This window comes from Paracoccus sp. TOH (assembly GCF_030388245.1).
Taxonomy (GTDB): domain Bacteria; phylum Pseudomonadota; class Alphaproteobacteria; order Rhodobacterales; family Rhodobacteraceae; genus Paracoccus; species Paracoccus simplex.
This window is the reverse complement of record NZ_CP098360.1, coordinates 1,814,697-1,829,895: the sequence shown is the minus strand read 5'-3', so window position 1 is coordinate 1,829,895 and position 15,199 is coordinate 1,814,697. Positions and strand designations below refer to the sequence as shown.

Genomic DNA, 15,199 nt, shown 5'->3' with positions numbered 1-15,199 from the left:
TTGCAAAAAGGCTCAAACAGTCCGGGTAAGGCTCATTTTATGCTTGGCAGCACAAGAAGCCGCCCGCCCGTCACCCGCATTTCGAATGGCCGCAGGACGGGCAGGTCATGCAGCCTTCGATCATGCGCATGCCATATTGGCCGCAGGCCGGGCAGGCCGGGCCGCGCGGGCGCTCGCCCACCGCCATGACCTCGGCCTGGGGATCGGATTTCAGGCCCATGCCCTCGCCGGCCAAAAAGCCGGTGGCGACCATGTGACGCTCGATCACCCCGCCGATGGCGGCGAGGATCGAGGGCACATAGCGCCCCTCGATCCAGGCGCCGCCGCGCGGATCGAACACCGCCTTCAGCTCCTCGACCACAAAAGACACGTCGCCGCCGCGCCGGAACACCGCCGAGATCATCCGGGTCAGCGCCACGGTCCAGGCAAAATGCTCCATGTTCTTCGAGTTGATGAACACCTCGAACGGCCGGCGGTGGCCGCCCTGCACGATGTCGTTGATGGTGATGTAGATCGCGTGCTCGCTGCCGGGGAATTTCAGCTTGTAGGTCGCGCCCTCCAGCGCCGCCGGGCGGTCCAGCGGCTCGGTCAGGTAGACCACGTCGGCGCCCTTGTCGGCCTGCGGCGCCTCCTCGGCCTTTTCGCTGACCGACAGGACCGAGCCGGTCACGTCATTCGGGCGATAGGTGGTGCAGCCCTTGCAGCCCTTGTCCCAGGCGGCCAGGTAGACATCCTTGAAATCCTCGAAGGAAATGTCCTCGGGACAGTTGATGGTCTTCGAGATCGAACTGTCCACCCAGTCCTGCGCCGCCGCCTGCATGGCGACGTGATCCAGCGGCGCCAGGGTCTGGGCGTTGACGAAATAGTCGGGCAGGGGCGCATCGCCATGAAGGTCGCGCCACATCTGCACGGCGTAATCCACCACCTCTTCCTCGGTGCGCGAGCCGTCCTTCTGCAGCACCTTGCGGGTATAGGCATAGGCGAAGACCGGCTCGATGCCCGAGCTGACATTGCCGGCGTAAAGGCTGATCGTGCCGGTCGGCGCGATCGAGGTCAGCAGCGCGTTGCGGATGCCGTGCTGCTCGACCGCCGCGCGCAGATCCGCGTCCATGTGCTGCATGAAGCCCGAGGCCAGGTATTTCTTTGCATCGAACAGCGGGAAGGCGCCCTTTTCGCGGGCCAGATCGACCGAGGCCAGATAGGCCGAGCGCGCGATGGCCTTCATCCAGACCCGCGTCTGCTCGACCGCGTCGGCAGCGCCATAGCGCAGGCCCAGCATCAGCAGCGCATCGGCCAGCCCGGTGACCCCCAGCCCGATGCGGCGCTTGGCCTGCGCCTCGGCCGCCTGCTGCGGCAGCGGGAATTGCGAGGCATCGACGACATTGTCCATCATCCGCACCGCGGTGCGGACCAGCTCGTCCAGCGCCTCGGGGTTCAGCCGGGCCTGGGCCGTGAAGGGCGCCTCGACCAGCCGGGCCAGGTTGACCGAGCCGAGCAGGCAGGCGCCATAGGGCGGCAGGGGCTGTTCGCCGCAGGGATTGGTCGCGGCGATGGTCTCGGCATAGTTCAGGTTGTTCTGCTGGTTGATGCGGTCGATGAAGATCACGCCCGGCTCGGCATAGTCATAGGTCGCGCGCATGATGCGGTTCCACAGGTCGCGGGCCTGGACCGTGTGATAGACCTTGCCGTCGAATTGCAGATCCCATGCGGCATCCGCCTTGACCGCCTGCATGAAGGCATCGGTGACCAGCACCGACAGGTTGAACATGCGCAGCCGGGCGCTGTCCTGCTTGGCCTCGATGAAGGCCTCGATATCGGGATGGTCGCAGCGCATCGTCGCCATCATCGCGCCGCGGCGCGAGCCCGCCGACATGATGGTGCGGCACATGGCGTCCCAGACATCCATGAACGACAGCGGCCCCGAGGCATCGGCGGCCACGCCCTTCACCTCGGCGCCGCGCGGGCGGATGGTGCTGAAGTCATAGCCGATGCCGCCGCCCTGCTGCATGGTCAGCGCGGCCTCTTTCAGCATGTCGAAGATGCCGGCCATGCTGTCGGGAATGGTGCCCATGACGAAGCAGTTGAACAGCGTCACCTCGCGCCCGGTGCCGGCCCCGGCCAGGATACGGCCGGCGGGCAGGAACTTGAAATCCTCGAGCGCGGCATAGAAGCGGTCCTCCCACAGCGCCGGCTCCTTCTCGACGCGGGCCAGATCGCGGGCGACGCGGCGCCAGCTGTCCTCGACCGACAGGTCGATCGGCTGCCCCTCGGCGTTCTTGAGCCGATACTTCATGTCCCAGATCTGCTCGGCGATAGGGGCGGAGAATCGGCTCATGGCGGGTGTCCTTGGCTGGGGGCGGAATCGGGGCGAGCGGGTCTTATACAGCCGCGCCCGCCCGGTTGGAGTCGGAAAAACATGAGAGATAGGAATATAGGCGAAACCGGCGCCGATTTCCAGATCTTGAGGATCCCGGGGCGGTCAGCGCAACCTGTGGGGGCAACCTATTGGGCCTGACCGCCGGTCAGCTCGTCGATGACGTTCTGCCACAGGCTGGCCGGCTGGGCGCCGGTGACGACATGGCCGTCGGCGACGATGAAGGTCGGGACCGAGTTGATGCCGCGCTGCCGGGCATGCAGCTCGCGGCTGGCGACCTGGTCGCGATCCTCGGCCGTGGCGAGCAGGCGGCGGATCATCGCGCCCTGCATGCCGGCCTTTTCGCCGATCTCGACCAGCACGTCGGGGTTCGAGATGTTCCGGCCCTCGCGCCAATGCGCCCGCATCAGGCCGGACATGACCGGGGTCTGCACGCCCTCCAGCCCGGCCCAGTAGAGCAAGCGGTGGGCGTCAAGCGTGTTCGGCATCCGCTCGATCAATGAGGGGTTGATCCACAGGCCCAGCCGCTCGCTGGCCTCCATCACCGGCTTCATGGCGGCGATGATGCCCTTCTCGTCGGTGAATTTCATCTTCATATAGGCGACGTAATCCATCCCGGCCTGCGGCATCTGCGGATCCAGGCGGAAGGGTTGCCAGGTGATGGCGAAAGGGTGGCCGGGGCGGCTTTCCAGCGCCCGGTCCAGCTCGGCCTTGCCGATCAGGCACCAGGGGCAGACCGGGTCGGCAAAGATGTCGAGGCGGACTTGGCCGGGCAGCGGTTCGGTCATGATTGGTCCTTGCGATGGGCGTCGCGCAGGGCGCGGCGATTGATCTTGCCCGTCGGCGTACGGGGCAGGGCGGACAGGCGGATGTATTCCCGCGGCTGCTTGTAGCGCGCCAGCCGCGCCTCGGCCTGTTGCCGCATCGTCTCGGCCGTGGCGGTGCCGGTCCAGAAGGCGGCGATGATGCTGGAACCGGGGCCGACCGGAAGTTCGGCGGCCGCGACATCGCCCGCATCGGGCAGGGTGGAAAGCGCATCCTCGACCTCGCCCGGCGCGACGCGGAAGCCGCCGGCATTCATCATGTCGTCGGCGCGGCCCAGGGTGCGGATCGCGCCCTCGGGCGTGACCTCGGCCAGGTCGCCGGTCAGGAACCACTCGTCCCGGAAACGCGCGGCGGTTTCCCCCGGCTGGTCGAGATAGCCGAGGAACAGGCCGGGATCCGAGCGGTGCACGGCCAGGATGCCGGGGCCCTGGCCCGGTGCGCCGCCATCGTCGAGGATGGCGATGCGGCGGCCGGGCTGCGGGAAGCCCGCGGTGCCCTCGGGCGCCGGCCGGGCGGGGCTTCCGGACAGGAAGGTCGAACATTCCGACATGCCCATGGCCTCGTGCAGGTCGGTGCCGGTGCGCGCCCGCCAGTCGCGGCGCAGGCCGGGATCGAGCCTTTCGCCGGCGACGAGGCCATGGCGCAGCCCGGCCCAGGGCTGCCAGTCGGCGCGCAGCATGCGACGGAAGACGCCGGGCGCGGCGGCAAGGATGGTGGCGCCGTGGCGGCTGGCGATCAGCGGGATCTGCTCGGGCGCCACCCCCTCGGCCGGGATCAGCGCCGTGGCGCCGAGGGTCCAGGGGTCCATGAGCCCGGTGCCGAGCGTGAAGGTCCAGTTGAAGGCGCCGGCATGCAGCAGCCGGTCCTGCGCGGTCAGCCCATACCAGCCGTCGAACATCATCCCGCGGGCCAGGATGGCACGATGCGCGTGGCAGACGGCGCGCGGCTGTCCGGAGGTGCCCGAGGTGAAGACGATATAGGCCAGGTCGTCGGGATCCCGTTGCGCGAAGGCGGCCGGCGGCAGGGTGGCGAAATCGGCGAGCCGGGCGGCGGACAGCACCGGGGCGGGGTGCTCGGGCAGGGCGATGCCCTGATCGGCGACGATCATCGCCGGGCGGATGGCGGCGGCGATCCTGCCGATCTCGGGCGCGGTCAGCATCGGCGATGTCGGGACCGGCACGATGCCGACGGCGATGGCGCCGAGATAAGTCACCGGGAAGCCGGGATTGTTGCCCAGCCGCATCAGCAACCGGTCGCCGGGCCCAAGGCCGGATCGCAGCAGGCCGGTGGCGGTGCCCAGCACCGCCTGGCGCAGCCGGGCGTGCGACCAGCGATCGGCGCGGCCAAGGCCGAGCACCGACATGGCCAGCTTGTCCGGCACCGCCAGCCCCGCCTGCAGCACATGTTCGGCCAGATTCATTCCGTCGCCTCCGCCCGGTCCAGGGTTTCGGGATAGAGGCTTGCGGCGCGGGTGGGAAGGGGGCTTTGCCCCCGTCGCTGCGCGACTCCCCCAGGGTATCGGCGCAACGAAGACGCGGTCGTCCCAATGAAAACGGCCGGCGCCTTGCGGCCCGGCCGGTTCCGAAATTCCGGGTGCCGCCGAATCAGAGCAGCTTCAGATCCGAAGCCGAACTGCGGCCGTCGCGGCCGGATTGCAATTCGTAGGCGATCTTCTGGTTGTCGTTCAGGCCGGTCAGGCCGGCGCGCTCGACCGCCGAGATGTGGACGAACACGTCCTTGCCGCCGTCATCGGGTGCGATGAAGCCATAGCCTTTGGTGGCGTTGAACCATTTTACGGTGCCGGTAGCCATTTTACCGTCTCTCCTTCAAGTCTCCCGGGGCGAGATTGCGCCCGGGCCGTGCAGCCCTTTCCCGTCAAGTCCGGCTGCCCCGTGAAGGGAGGCGGTAGAAAGTCGTGCTCACGCGGACGAGAGGATGAACGATTCGCGAAAAAACGCAAGCAATAATGCACCGCGCAAATTGACCCCCGGTCAGCTCGCGCAGTGTCATGGGCAAGTTCTTGCTGATCTGCGTCGTCAGCGCAGATCGGGCGGCGTGGCCTCGGCGACAAGGGCCTGGATGGCCTGATCCAGCCCCAGGCTTTCGCTGCCCTGCCGGTCGAGACGGCGCACCGAGACGCTGCGCTCCTCGACCTCCTTCAGGCCCACGGCCATGATGACCGGCACCTTGCCGACCGAATGCTCGCGGACCTTGTAGTTGATCTTTTCGTTGCGGGTATCGGCCTCGGCCCGCAGCCCGGCTTCGCGCAGCGCGGCCACCACCCGATGCACGTAATCGTCGGCGCCCGAGACGATCGAGGCGACCACGACCTGGCGCGGCGCCAGCCAGAGCGGCAGCTTGCCAGAATAGTTCTCGATCAGGATGCCGATGAAGCGCTCGAAACTGCCGAGCACGGCGCGGTGCAGCATGACCGGCATGTGCTTGGCCCCGTCCTCGCCGACATATTCCGCCTCGAGCCGCTGCGGCAGGTTGAAGTCGCATTGGAAGGTGCCGCATTGCCATTCGCGGCCGATGGCGTCGGTCAGCTTGAAGTCGAGCTTCGGGCCATAGAAGGCGCCGTCGCCGGGATTGACCTCATAGGGCAGGCCCAGATGCTCGATGGCGCCTTTCAGCGCCGCCTCGGCCTTGTCCCAGATCTCGTCCGAGCCGACGCGCACCTCGGGGCGGGTCGAGAGCTTGATGTCGAATTTCTCGAAGCCGAGATCCTTGTAGACCGAGGACAAGAGCCCGATGAAGCCGGCGCATTCCGCCTCGATCTGGTTCTCGGTGCAGAAGATATGCGCGTCGTCCTGGACGAAGCCGCGCACCCGCATCAGCCCGTGCATCGCGCCCGAGGGCTCGTAGCGATGGCAGGAACCGAATTCGGCCAGCCGCAGCGGCAGATCGCGATAGGATTTGAGGCCCTGATTATAGACCTGGACATGGCAGGGGCAATTCATCGGCTTCAGCGCGTTGACGCGCTTTTCCTTGGCGCCTTCCTCGTCCACCTCGACGATGAACATGTTCTCGCGATAGGCTTCCCAGTGCCCGGACTTTTCCCACAGGATCCGGTCGACGACCTGCGGGGTCTTGATTTCCTTGTAATCGGCGCGGATCAGCCGGCGGCGCATATAGGCTTCCAGCTCGCGATAGATCGACCAGCCGTTCGGGTGCCAGAACACCATGCCCGGCGCTTCCTCCTGGAAATGAAACAGCTCCATTTCGCGGCCGAGCTTACGGTGGTCGCGTTTCGCGGCCTCCTCCAGCATGGTCAGATGCGCCTTGAGGTCGTCGCGGTTCCTGAAAGCCACGCCGTAGATGCGCTGCAGCATCGGCCGCGAGGCGTCGCCCAGCCAATAGGCGCCGGCGACATGCGTCAGCTTGAAGGCGTCGGCCGGCACCTGGCCGGTATGCTGCAGATGCGGGCCGCGGCAGAGATCCTGCCAGTCGCCGTGCCAATACATCCGCAGATCCTCGCCCTCGGGGATGCGGTTCACCAGCTCGACCTTGAAGGGCTCGCCGCGGTCCTCGTAATAGGCCAGCGCGCGGGCGCGGTCCCAGAGCTCGGTGCGGACCGGGTCGCGGGCGGCGATGATCTGCTTCATCCGCGCCTCGATGGCGCCCAGATCCTCGGGGGTGAAGGGCTCGGCGCGGTCGAAATCGTAGAACCAGCCGTAATCGCGCACCGGGCCGATGGTGACCTTGACGTCGGGCCACAGCTCCTGCACGGCGCGGGCCATGATATGGGCGAGGTCGTGGCGGATCAGCTCCAGCGCCGGTTCGCTGTCCTTCATGGTGTTGATGGCGATCTTGCCGCTGGCCATGATCGGCCATTGCAGGTCGATATGCCGGCCATCGAGGCTGGCCGAGATGGCATTTTTCGCGAGGCTGGGGGCGATGGAGGCCGCGACCTCGGCCGCCGTGACCCCGGCGGGATAGGCGCGCGCATTGCCATCGGGAAAAGTCAGGGAGATCTGGGACATGGAGTCCTCCTCGTCGGTTTGGCGCCCACGGAACGCCCGGTTGCGGGTATGTCGGGCGGGTGTGGCGCGATTGCCGGGCGTTGTCAATGCGGCTAGGGATGCGGGGGGGGCTTTGCGCCCCCGTCGCGTTCCGCGACTCCCCCGCAGGGTATTTGGGAAACGGAGAAATGACGCAGTTTCTGGACGGGCCGCAGGGGCGGCGCATCGCCTATAACCGGATCGAGGGCCGGGGGCCCGGCGTGGTGTTCCTGGGCGGGTTCCGCTCGGACATGCAGGGCACCAAGGCGCTGTGGCTGGAGGATTGGGCGCGGACGCAGGGCCGGGCCTTCCTGCGCTTCGACTATTCGGGGCATGGCGAATCCCCGGGCGTCTTCGAGGAGGGCTGCGTCGGCGACTGGCTGGCCGATGCCATGGCCGCGATCCGCGGGCTGACCGAGGGGCGGCAGGTGCTGGTCGGTTCCTCGATGGGCGGCTGGATCGGCCTGCTGCTGGCACGGACCATGCCCGAGCGGCTGGCCGGGCTGGTCACCGTGGCGGCGGCGCCGGATTTCACCGAGCGCGGTTATTGGGCCGGGTTCTCGGATGCCGAGCGCGCGGCGCTGCTGGAGCGCGGCCGGGTCGAGCAGCCGAGCGATTATGGCGATCCCTATGTCATCACCCGCCGGCTGATCGAGGACGGGCGCGGGCATCTGGTGCTGGACCAGCCGCTGCCGCTGCCCTTCCCGACACGCTTCCTGCAGGGCACGGCGGATGCCGATGTGCCGATGTCCTGGGCGCTGGACCTGCTGGGCCATGCCGCGGGCGAAGACATGCGGCTGGCGCTGGTCAAGGGGGCCGATCACCGCTTTTCGACCCCCGATTGCCTGGCGCTGATCGGCGCGGCGGTCGAGGACGTGCTGGCACGGGCGACCTGAGGCGGACCGCCTCCGGTTGCCGGGCGATCAGACCGCGATCTTGGAATCCTGTTCCGAGAGGTTGATCGCGCCGCAATCGACCGGCGCCGCGCCGCCGCGGCGGCGCTTGCGATGCGGAGCCGAGGGAACCTGTTCGTCGATGAAGTCGAGCACCAGCGGGCGGATGTTCAGCCGCCAGCTCTTGCCGGCGAAGATGCCGTAATGGCCGGCGCCGGGTTCCAGGTGCTGGGTCTTGCGGCTTGCCGGCACGCCGGTGCACAGGTCCAGCGCCGCGACGCACTGGCCGGGGGCCGAGATGTCGTCATTGGCGCCCTCGACCGTCATGACCGCGACATTGCTGATCTTGCCCAGGTCCACCGGCTTGCCGTTCACGGCGAAGCGGTTCCGGGCGATCTCGCGTTCCTTGAAGATGCGCTCGACCGTCGAGAGGTAGAATTCGGCGGTCATGTCCATCACCGCCAGGTATTCGTCGTAGAAGGTGTTGTGCTTGTCGCCCTCGGAAGCCTGGCCGCGCGCCTCGGCGAAGACCTTGTCGAGGAAGGCCTTGGCATGGGTCTCGGCATTCATGGCGATGAAAGAGGAAAGCTGGGCGAGGCCGGGATAGACCATGCGCCCGGCGCCGCGATACTTGAAGCCGACCTGCTGGATCATCAGGTAGTCGAGCTCGCCCATGGTGATGCGGTTGCCGAAATCGGTGACCTCGGTGCGGGCGGCGTCGGGGTCGATCGGGCCGCCGATCAGGATCAGCGAGCGAGGCTGGGCCTTGGGATCTTCCTCGGCGAGCAGGGCGGTCGCGGCCAGCGCCAGCGGCGCCGGCTGGCAGACGGCGATCACGTTCACGTCCGGGCCGAGATGGCGGATGAAGTCGACCAGGTACTGGGTGTAGTCCTCGATGTCGAACTTGCCGCAGCTGACCGGGATGTCACGGGCATTGTGCCAATCCGTCACATAGACTTCGCAATCGGGCAGCAGTGATGTCACCGTGGTGCGAAGGAGGGTGGCGTAATGGCCGGACATCGGGGCGACCAGCAGGATCTTGCGGGCCATCGGCTCGCGCCGGGCGACGCGGAAATGCACCAGGTCGCCGAAGGGCCGCTCGATCACCGGCTCGACATAGACGATATGGTCTTGACCGTCCTCGGAGACGATCGGCGGGATTTCCCAGTCCGGCTTGATCACCATGCGCGAGAAACTGCGTTCGGTCACGCGGCCCCAGGCCGACATCAGCTTGAACAGCGGATTGGGGATCATCGCAAAGGCGGGATAGGAGGCGAGGGCGCGCGCGCTCGCCCCCATCCATTCGTTGGTGTTCCGGATCGTCTCCATCGCATCATAGGAGATGATGCCCCTCAGCCCTTTGTAAGTCGCCATCGTAACCAGATCTCCGTTGGGTTCGCCGGATTTGGCCTGGACGGAAGAGGTCACGGCTTTACCTGCGTTCTATGCTAGGCATAATGATTTTACGGTTAGGGGAGGATTGTCAATTATGGCAGGCAAGGACGAAAAGCCGGAGACCGGCGCCGGAGCGCAGGCGGCGGACAAACCGGGCAGGGGCCGCGGCGGCAGGGCGAAAGCCCGGACCGAGGCGAAAACGGCCGCTCCCGCCGGCGATTCGGTCCCCGCTGCCTCCGACAAGCCGGCCGCCGCGCCGGCCGCGAAATCCGCCGCGCCGCGCGGCCGGGCGGCCAAGCCCGTGAGCCCTGCGGCGGAACCGGCGAAGGGGTCGGCCGCAGCCGCCGCCCCGGCCAAACCGGCGCGGGCCAAGGCCGCGGCGAAATCCGCCCCGCGCAATGCCGTGGCCCGAGGCCGGGCTGCCGGGCGCAGCGATACCCGCACCGGCACGCACCGCAAGCCCTCGGCCAAGGCGCCGGCGAAAACCGCCGAGCCGGCAAGCCTGAGCGCCGTGGACGAGGCGCTGCGCCCGCTTGGCGCCACCGGACCCGCGGCGCCGGGGCAGGGCGGGCCCGCCAAGGCCCCCGCCGCCGCGGGCGCCACCGCGCCGGAGAAGCCCACCATGCCCGGGCGCGATGCCCCCGCCGCCCCGGCGCTCGGCAATCAGGCGACGGCGTTCGCCGAGGCCGCCTTCGGCGCCGACAGCCGGCTGCCCGAGCAGCTGGCCCTGAATATCGAGCGCATCGAATCGCTGACGCAACGGCTGATCAGCGCCTTGGCGCAGCGCCGCGCCCACAGCCCCGGCGTCGAGATGCCCGGCCCCGACCTTTTCGCCACCGCCACCTCGGCCTGGCTGAAGCTGCTGGCCGAGCAGCCCGAGCGGGTGATCGGCCAGCAGGTCAGCTATTGGGGCGAAACCCTGCGCCATTTCGCCGAGGCCCAGGCCGCCTTCGCCCGCGGCACCCTGACACCGCCGCCGGCCGAGGGGCCGCGGGACCGCCGCTTCTCGAATCCGCTGTGGGAGGCGCATCCGTTCTTCAACTTCATCAAGCGGCAATATCACATCAACGCCCAGGCGCTGGAGGAAGCGGCCGGCGCGCTGGACCTGCCCGAGATGACCGACCGGCGCCGGATCGAATGGTTCACCCGCCAGATGATCGACATGATGGCGCCGACGAATTTCCTGGCCACCAATCCCGACGCGCTGGAAAAGGCCCTGGCGACCGAAGGCGAGAGCCTGGTCAGGGGGCTAGAGAACCTGGTCCGCGACGTCGAGCAGAACAGCGGCGAGCTGATCGTCTCGCTGGCCGATCACGACGCCTTCCGGGTGGGCGAGAACATCGGCACCTCCGAAGGCAGCGTCGTCGCCCGCACCCGGCTTTACGAGCTGATCCAGTACAAGCCGAGCACCGGGCAGGTGCACGAGATCCCGCTGGTGATCTTCCCGCCCTGGATCAACAAGTTCTACATCCTCGACCTCAAGCCGCAGAACAGTCTGATCAAATGGATCGTCGACCAGGGCTATACGCTGTTCGTGGTGGCCTGGAAGAACCCCGACCCGAGCTATGGCGAGACCGGCATGGACGATTACGTCCACGCCTATCTCGAGGTCATGGACCGGATCCTGGACCTGACCGACCAGAAGAAGCTGAACGTGATCGGCTATTGCATCGCCGGCACCACGCTGGCCCTGACGCTGTCGCTGCTCAAGCAGCGCGGCGACGACCGGGTGAACTCGGCCACCTTCTTCACCACCCTGACCGATTTCGAGGACCAGGGCGAATTCACCGCCTATCTGCAAGAGGATTTCGTCTCGGGCATCGAGGAGGAAGCGGCGCGCACCGGTGTGCTCAGCGCCCAGTTGATGACGCGCACCTTCAGCTTCCTGCGCGCCAACGACCTGGTCTGGGGACCGGCGATCCGCAGCTACATGCTGGGCGAGACGCCGCCCGCCTTCGACCTGCTGTTTTGGAACGGCGACGGCACCAACCTACCGGGGCGCATGGCGGTGGAATACCTGCGCGGCCTGTGCCAGCAGAACCGCTTCGTCCGCGAAGGGTTCGAGCTGATGGGCCAGCGCCTGCATGTCAGCGACGTGACCGTGCCGCTTTGCGCCATCGCCTGCGAAACCGACCACATCGCCCCCTGGCGCGACAGCTGGCGCGGCGTGGCGCAGATGGGCTCCGCGGACAAGACCTTCATCCTTTCCGAATCGGGCCATATCGCCGGCATCGTCAATCCGCCCAGCAAGAAGAAATACGGCCATTACACCTCGGATGCCGGCTTCGACCGGGGTGAGCAGCACTGGCTGGACCAGGCGCAGCGCCACGAAGGCAGTTGGTGGGGCCGCTGGGGCGAATGGCTGGCGCGGCATTCCGGTTCCCTGGTCGAAGCGCGGGAGTCCGGCGAGGGTTTCGGCCCGGCTCCCGGCGTCTATGTCCATGAGCGCGCCTAGCAGAAATTTTCTGCATCGCAGCAAGAAAACCTTGCAATGCTGCAGTGCAGAAAGTATATGGGGGACAGAACAGTTCAACCGGTGCCCAAGCTTCGCGCCGATCTAGGAGAGAGCAAATGGCCAAGACCCCCGACTTCACCAAAACCCTGCAGGAAATGCTGGCGAAAATGCCGATCGACACCTCCTCTGTCCAGGACGCGTTCAAGTCGCAGACCGCGCTGGGCGAGAAGATGGCCCGGGTTGCCCTGGCTGCCGCCGAGCGTTCGACCGAGATTTCGTCGCAATGGGCGAAAGACACCATCGCCCGCCTGGGCGAGCTGACCGCCTCGAAGGAAGAGCCGGCCGAATACGCCAAGGCCGTGAGCGATTTCGCCACCTCCGCCGCGGAAGCCGCTGCCGAGCACATGGCCGCCTTCGCCGAAGTCGCCAAGAAAGTGCAGATGGACACCGTCGATCTGATGCTGACCGCCGGCAAGGACCTGGCCGCCGACGCCCAGAAAGCCGCCGAGAAGGCCACCCGCGAGACCCAGGCCGCGGTCAAGAAAGCCGCTGCCGCCGCGACGACCTCGGCCAGCACCGTGACCAAGGCCTGATCCGCGCCTTCGGCCGTATCGGACAATTCGGGACAAGGGGGCAGGGTGCTGCCCCCTTTTTCTCATTTCTGCACGCCGCGTCGCGTCGGGAATGACGGGCGATTTTCTTTGCATTTCCGCGGGTCATTTCCCATCATGCTGCAAATGCATCGCCGGAGGAGCCATGGCCGAGGCCGAGAACACGACCCCGCTGCTGATCAAGCGCTATGCGAGTCGCCGCCTCTACAACACCGAGACGAGCGATTACGTCACGCTTGACGACATCGCCCGTTTCATCCGCGCCGGACGCCAGGTCCGCATCGTCGACCTGAAGACCGGCGACGACCTGACGCGGCAATATCTTCTGCAGATCATCGCCGAGCATGAGGGCCGGGGCGAGAACGTGCTGCCGGTCGAGGTGCTGATCGACCTGGTGCGCAGCTACACCACGCAGGCGCAATCCGTGGTGCCGCAATTCCTCGCCGCCAGTTTCGAGATGCTGCGCGAGGGCCAGTCCAAGATGATGGAGAACCTGTCGACCTTCCCGAACCCGATGTCCTCGATGCCCGGCTTCGAGGCGCTGCAGCGCCAGCAGCAGATGTTCCTGAAGGCGATGGCGGCGGGTTGGGGGACGGCGGGCAGCAGCGGCCCCGAATTGGGCGAGGTCGAGCCTGATCCCCGCCGCGCCGGCAAGAAGGCCGCCGAACCCGAAGACATGGCCGAGATCCGCCGCCAACTTGCTGAATTACAGAAGCGGATTTCCAAGCTTTGAGAGAACTGCGGCTTGCGCCGGCCGCCGCGCCGCGCTAGATGAGCCGCCACGGACGGTTGGCCGAGTGGTCGAAGGCGCACGCCTGGAAAGTGTGTAGGCGGGGAACCGTCTCGAGGGTTCGAATCCCTCACCGTCCGCCAATTACCTTGATTTTATTGGATTTTTTCCGACCGCGTTTCTAACAAAGGTCTATGGCAGAAATCGGAAAGCTAGAACACCCACCGCGACCGGCTGAGCGCTCACGAGATCGCGAATGGAAGGCTCGTCCGGCCGCCTAGCCGGACGGAATAGTATGGCGAAGAACGCCGGGAAAGCCGATGAGACCAAAAGACCATTGAAGCGATGCAGGCAGCGGGGATTTCGTTCGTCGGAACAGTGCCGGCACCTTGGGGCGGAATTACCGAAACTTTGGCATCAGACGTCATTACGCCCTTCATTCAAGATCGAGAAGAATGGTTCGCCCGCAAGAACGGCGCGTTCAAGCAACGGTATCTTGATTGGGTAGCGACATGCGGCAAATCGCGTTGCGGCGCGACCAATGCAAAGGGAACCCAGTGGACGAAATCTTATTAGAAGTTGCCCGCCTAATCTGGCGGCGTGAAATCAGTATTGGCGATTTCTACGAAGTCCTAGGGGTTGATCTTGACGATCTTACAGTGACACGACCGATGTTGTGACCGAGCTTTCGGGCATCTTGAGCTTGAGCTTGAGCTTGAGCTTGAGCTTGAGCTTGAGAAGTAGCAGCCATGAAGGCAATAAGACGTCACGGATTTGGCGTGTCGCGGTTCAGAACAGCATCCGCCGACTCAAGCGTCCAGATCGCGATAATCGTGCATCCGACCGCGCCAGTCGCGGATCATATAGCGGCCCGGCGCGGTTTCCTCGACCTGGCCCGGTCCAAGCGGCACCTTGCCATGCCCGCCCGGCAGGTCCAGCACATAGGTCGGCAGGCAGGTCCCCGACAGCCGGCCGCGCAGCTGCGCCATGATCGCCTGGCCCTCGGCGATGCTGGTGCGGAAATGGCTGGTGCCGCGCGCCAGGTCGCAATGATGCAGGTAATAGGGCTTCACCCGGTTGCGGATCAGCGCCCGGAACAATCCGGCCAGGGTTTCGGCGTCGGCGTTCACCCCTTTCAGCAGCACGGTCTGGGACAGCAGCGGGACACCGGCATCGGCCAGCCGGGCCAGGGCGGCGCAAGCCTCGGCGGTCAGCTCGTCGGCGTGATTGATGTGCAGCACCACCCAGACCGCCAGCCGCTCGGGGCGCAGCGCCTGCAGCATGGCGGCGTCGATGCGCTGCGGCGCCACCGCCGGGATGCGGGTATGGAAGCGGACGATATCGACATGCGGGATCGCCGCCAGGCGCTGCAGCAGCGCCGCGATGCGGCGCGCCGACAGCACCATCGGGTCGCCGCCGGTCAGGATCACCTCGTGGATGGCCGGCGTCCGGGCGACATAATCCAGCGCCGCGGCCAGCTGCGGTTCGGGCAGGGTGCCGTCCTCGCCCACCACCTCGCGGCGGAAGCAGAACCGGCAATAGACCTCGCAACTGCGGGTGACGTGCAGGATCACCCGGTCGGGATAGCGATGCGTCAGGCCGGGCGTCGGGCTGTGCGCATCGTCGCCGATCGGATCGGCCAGTTCCTCGGGCCGGATCAGCAGTTCCCGTGCATCAGGCACGAATTGCGCCGCGACCGGACCGCGCGGCGCCGCTTCGGCTGCGCGCTGCATGGCCGGGGTCATGCGGATGCGGAACTCGGCCGCGACCTGTTCCAGCGTCCCGGCCTTGGCCGCATCGGCCAGCCCGGCATCGACCATGCCGGCGACGGTGGTGATGGGACGGGGCTTTTCTGCGGACAAGGCGGACTCGCGCGGCTGGGGAAGTGCGGTATATCGGCCCATGCCGCCGGCTT

The 15,199-nt window shown here is 66.8% G+C and carries 11 protein-coding genes and 1 tRNA gene; 5 read left to right on the top strand and 7 right to left on the bottom strand.

The genetic code is table 11. The annotated features are described in order from the left end of the window. Positions 1-70: 70 nt before the first annotated feature. The 5 genes from NBE95_RS09115 to thrS form a co-directional block, all read right to left on the bottom strand. A complete protein-coding gene (locus NBE95_RS09115; RefSeq protein WP_289893582.1) occupies positions 71-2,335 on the bottom strand; it encodes an adenosylcobalamin-dependent ribonucleoside-diphosphate reductase in 2,265 nt (754 codons plus the stop codon). Between the two features lie 167 nt (positions 2,336-2,502). Next, complete coding sequence (locus tag NBE95_RS09110) at positions 2,503-3,162, bottom strand: DsbA family oxidoreductase (protein WP_289893581.1); 660 nt, start codon at positions 3,160-3,162, stop codon at positions 2,503-2,505. Further along, positions 3,159-4,619 (bottom strand): class I adenylate-forming enzyme family protein, encoded by a 1,461-nt coding sequence (locus NBE95_RS09105; protein WP_289893580.1) that lies wholly within the window; start codon positions 4,617-4,619, stop codon positions 3,159-3,161. The genes NBE95_RS09110 and NBE95_RS09105 overlap by 4 nt, the downstream gene beginning before the upstream one ends. A 184-nt stretch (positions 4,620-4,803) precedes the next feature. After that, positions 4,804-5,010, bottom strand: a complete 207-nt coding sequence (locus NBE95_RS09100) for a cold-shock protein (protein ID WP_011747293.1) — start codon at positions 5,008-5,010, stop codon at positions 4,804-4,806. A 225-nt stretch (positions 5,011-5,235) separates the two neighbouring features. Next, positions 5,236-7,182 (bottom strand): threonine--tRNA ligase, encoded by a 1,947-nt coding sequence (thrS, locus tag NBE95_RS09095; RefSeq protein WP_289893579.1) that lies wholly within the window; start codon positions 7,180-7,182, stop codon positions 5,236-5,238. Between the two features lie 167 nt (positions 7,183-7,349). Here thrS and NBE95_RS09090 point away from each other — a divergent pair, with 167 nt between their 5' ends. Continuing rightward, the gene (locus NBE95_RS09090) at positions 7,350-8,096 is read left to right on the top strand and encodes an alpha/beta hydrolase (protein ID WP_289893578.1); all 747 of its coding nucleotides are present in this window, start codon (positions 7,350-7,352) and stop codon (positions 8,094-8,096) included. 27 nt (positions 8,097-8,123) lie between these two features. Here NBE95_RS09090 and phaZ read toward each other — a convergent pair whose 3' ends face one another. After that, the gene (gene phaZ, locus NBE95_RS09085; RefSeq protein ID WP_289894866.1) at positions 8,124-9,449 is read right to left on the bottom strand and encodes a polyhydroxyalkanoate depolymerase; all 1,326 of its coding nucleotides are present in this window, start codon (positions 9,447-9,449) and stop codon (positions 8,124-8,126) included. 133 nt (positions 9,450-9,582) lie between these two features. Here phaZ and phaC point away from each other — a divergent pair, with 133 nt between their 5' ends. From phaC to NBE95_RS09065, 4 genes are all read left to right on the top strand, one after another. Next, positions 9,583-11,943, top strand: a complete 2,361-nt coding sequence (phaC, locus tag NBE95_RS09080) for a class I poly(R)-hydroxyalkanoic acid synthase (protein WP_354670349.1) — start codon at positions 9,583-9,585, stop codon at positions 11,941-11,943. A gap of 116 nt (positions 11,944-12,059) precedes the next feature. Continuing rightward, on the top strand, positions 12,060-12,536 hold the full coding sequence (locus tag NBE95_RS09075; RefSeq protein ID WP_289893576.1) for a phasin family protein: 477 nt from the start codon (positions 12,060-12,062) through the stop codon (positions 12,534-12,536). A 163-nt stretch (positions 12,537-12,699) separates the two neighbouring features. Next, the gene (phaR, locus tag NBE95_RS09070) at positions 12,700-13,287 is read left to right on the top strand and encodes a polyhydroxyalkanoate synthesis repressor PhaR (RefSeq protein ID WP_289893575.1); all 588 of its coding nucleotides are present in this window, start codon (positions 12,700-12,702) and stop codon (positions 13,285-13,287) included. Positions 13,288-13,337: 50 nt separating this feature from the next. Further along, a tRNA-Ser gene (locus tag NBE95_RS09065) sits at positions 13,338-13,427 on the top strand. Between the two features lie 666 nt (positions 13,428-14,093). Here NBE95_RS09065 and NBE95_RS09060 read toward each other — a convergent pair. After that, positions 14,094-15,104, bottom strand: coding sequence for a lysine-2,3-aminomutase-like protein (locus tag NBE95_RS09060; RefSeq protein WP_289894865.1), 1,011 nt, complete (start codon positions 15,102-15,104; stop codon positions 14,094-14,096). Between the last annotated feature and the right edge of the window lie 95 nt (positions 15,105-15,199).

Coding starts and splice junctions, on each gene's coding strand:
- NBE95_RS09105 (WP_289893580.1), bottom strand. CDS start 4,619: ATGAATCTGGCCGAACATGTGCTGCAGGCGGGGCTGGCGGTGCCGGAC.
- NBE95_RS09060 (WP_289894865.1), bottom strand. CDS start 15,104: ATGGTCGATGCCGGGCTGGCCGATGCGGCCAAGGCCGGGACGCTGGAA.
- NBE95_RS09090 (WP_289893578.1), top strand. CDS start 7,350: ATGACGCAGTTTCTGGACGGGCCGCAGGGGCGGCGCATCGCCTATAAC.
- NBE95_RS09110 (WP_289893581.1), bottom strand. CDS start 3,162: ATGACCGAACCGCTGCCCGGCCAAGTCCGCCTCGACATCTTTGCCGAC.
- NBE95_RS09115 (WP_289893582.1), bottom strand. CDS start 2,335: ATGAGCCGATTCTCCGCCCCTATCGCCGAGCAGATCTGGGACATGAAG.
- thrS (WP_289893579.1), bottom strand. CDS start 7,182: ATGTCCCAGATCTCCCTGACTTTTCCCGATGGCAATGCGCGCGCCTAT.
- NBE95_RS09075 (WP_289893576.1), top strand. CDS start 12,060: ATGGCCAAGACCCCCGACTTCACCAAAACCCTGCAGGAAATGCTGGCG.
- NBE95_RS09100 (WP_011747293.1), bottom strand. CDS start 5,010: ATGGCTACCGGCACCGTAAAATGGTTCAACGCCACCAAAGGCTATGGC.
- phaR (WP_289893575.1), top strand. CDS start 12,700: ATGGCCGAGGCCGAGAACACGACCCCGCTGCTGATCAAGCGCTATGCG.
- phaC (WP_354670349.1), top strand. CDS start 9,583: ATGGCAGGCAAGGACGAAAAGCCGGAGACCGGCGCCGGAGCGCAGGCG.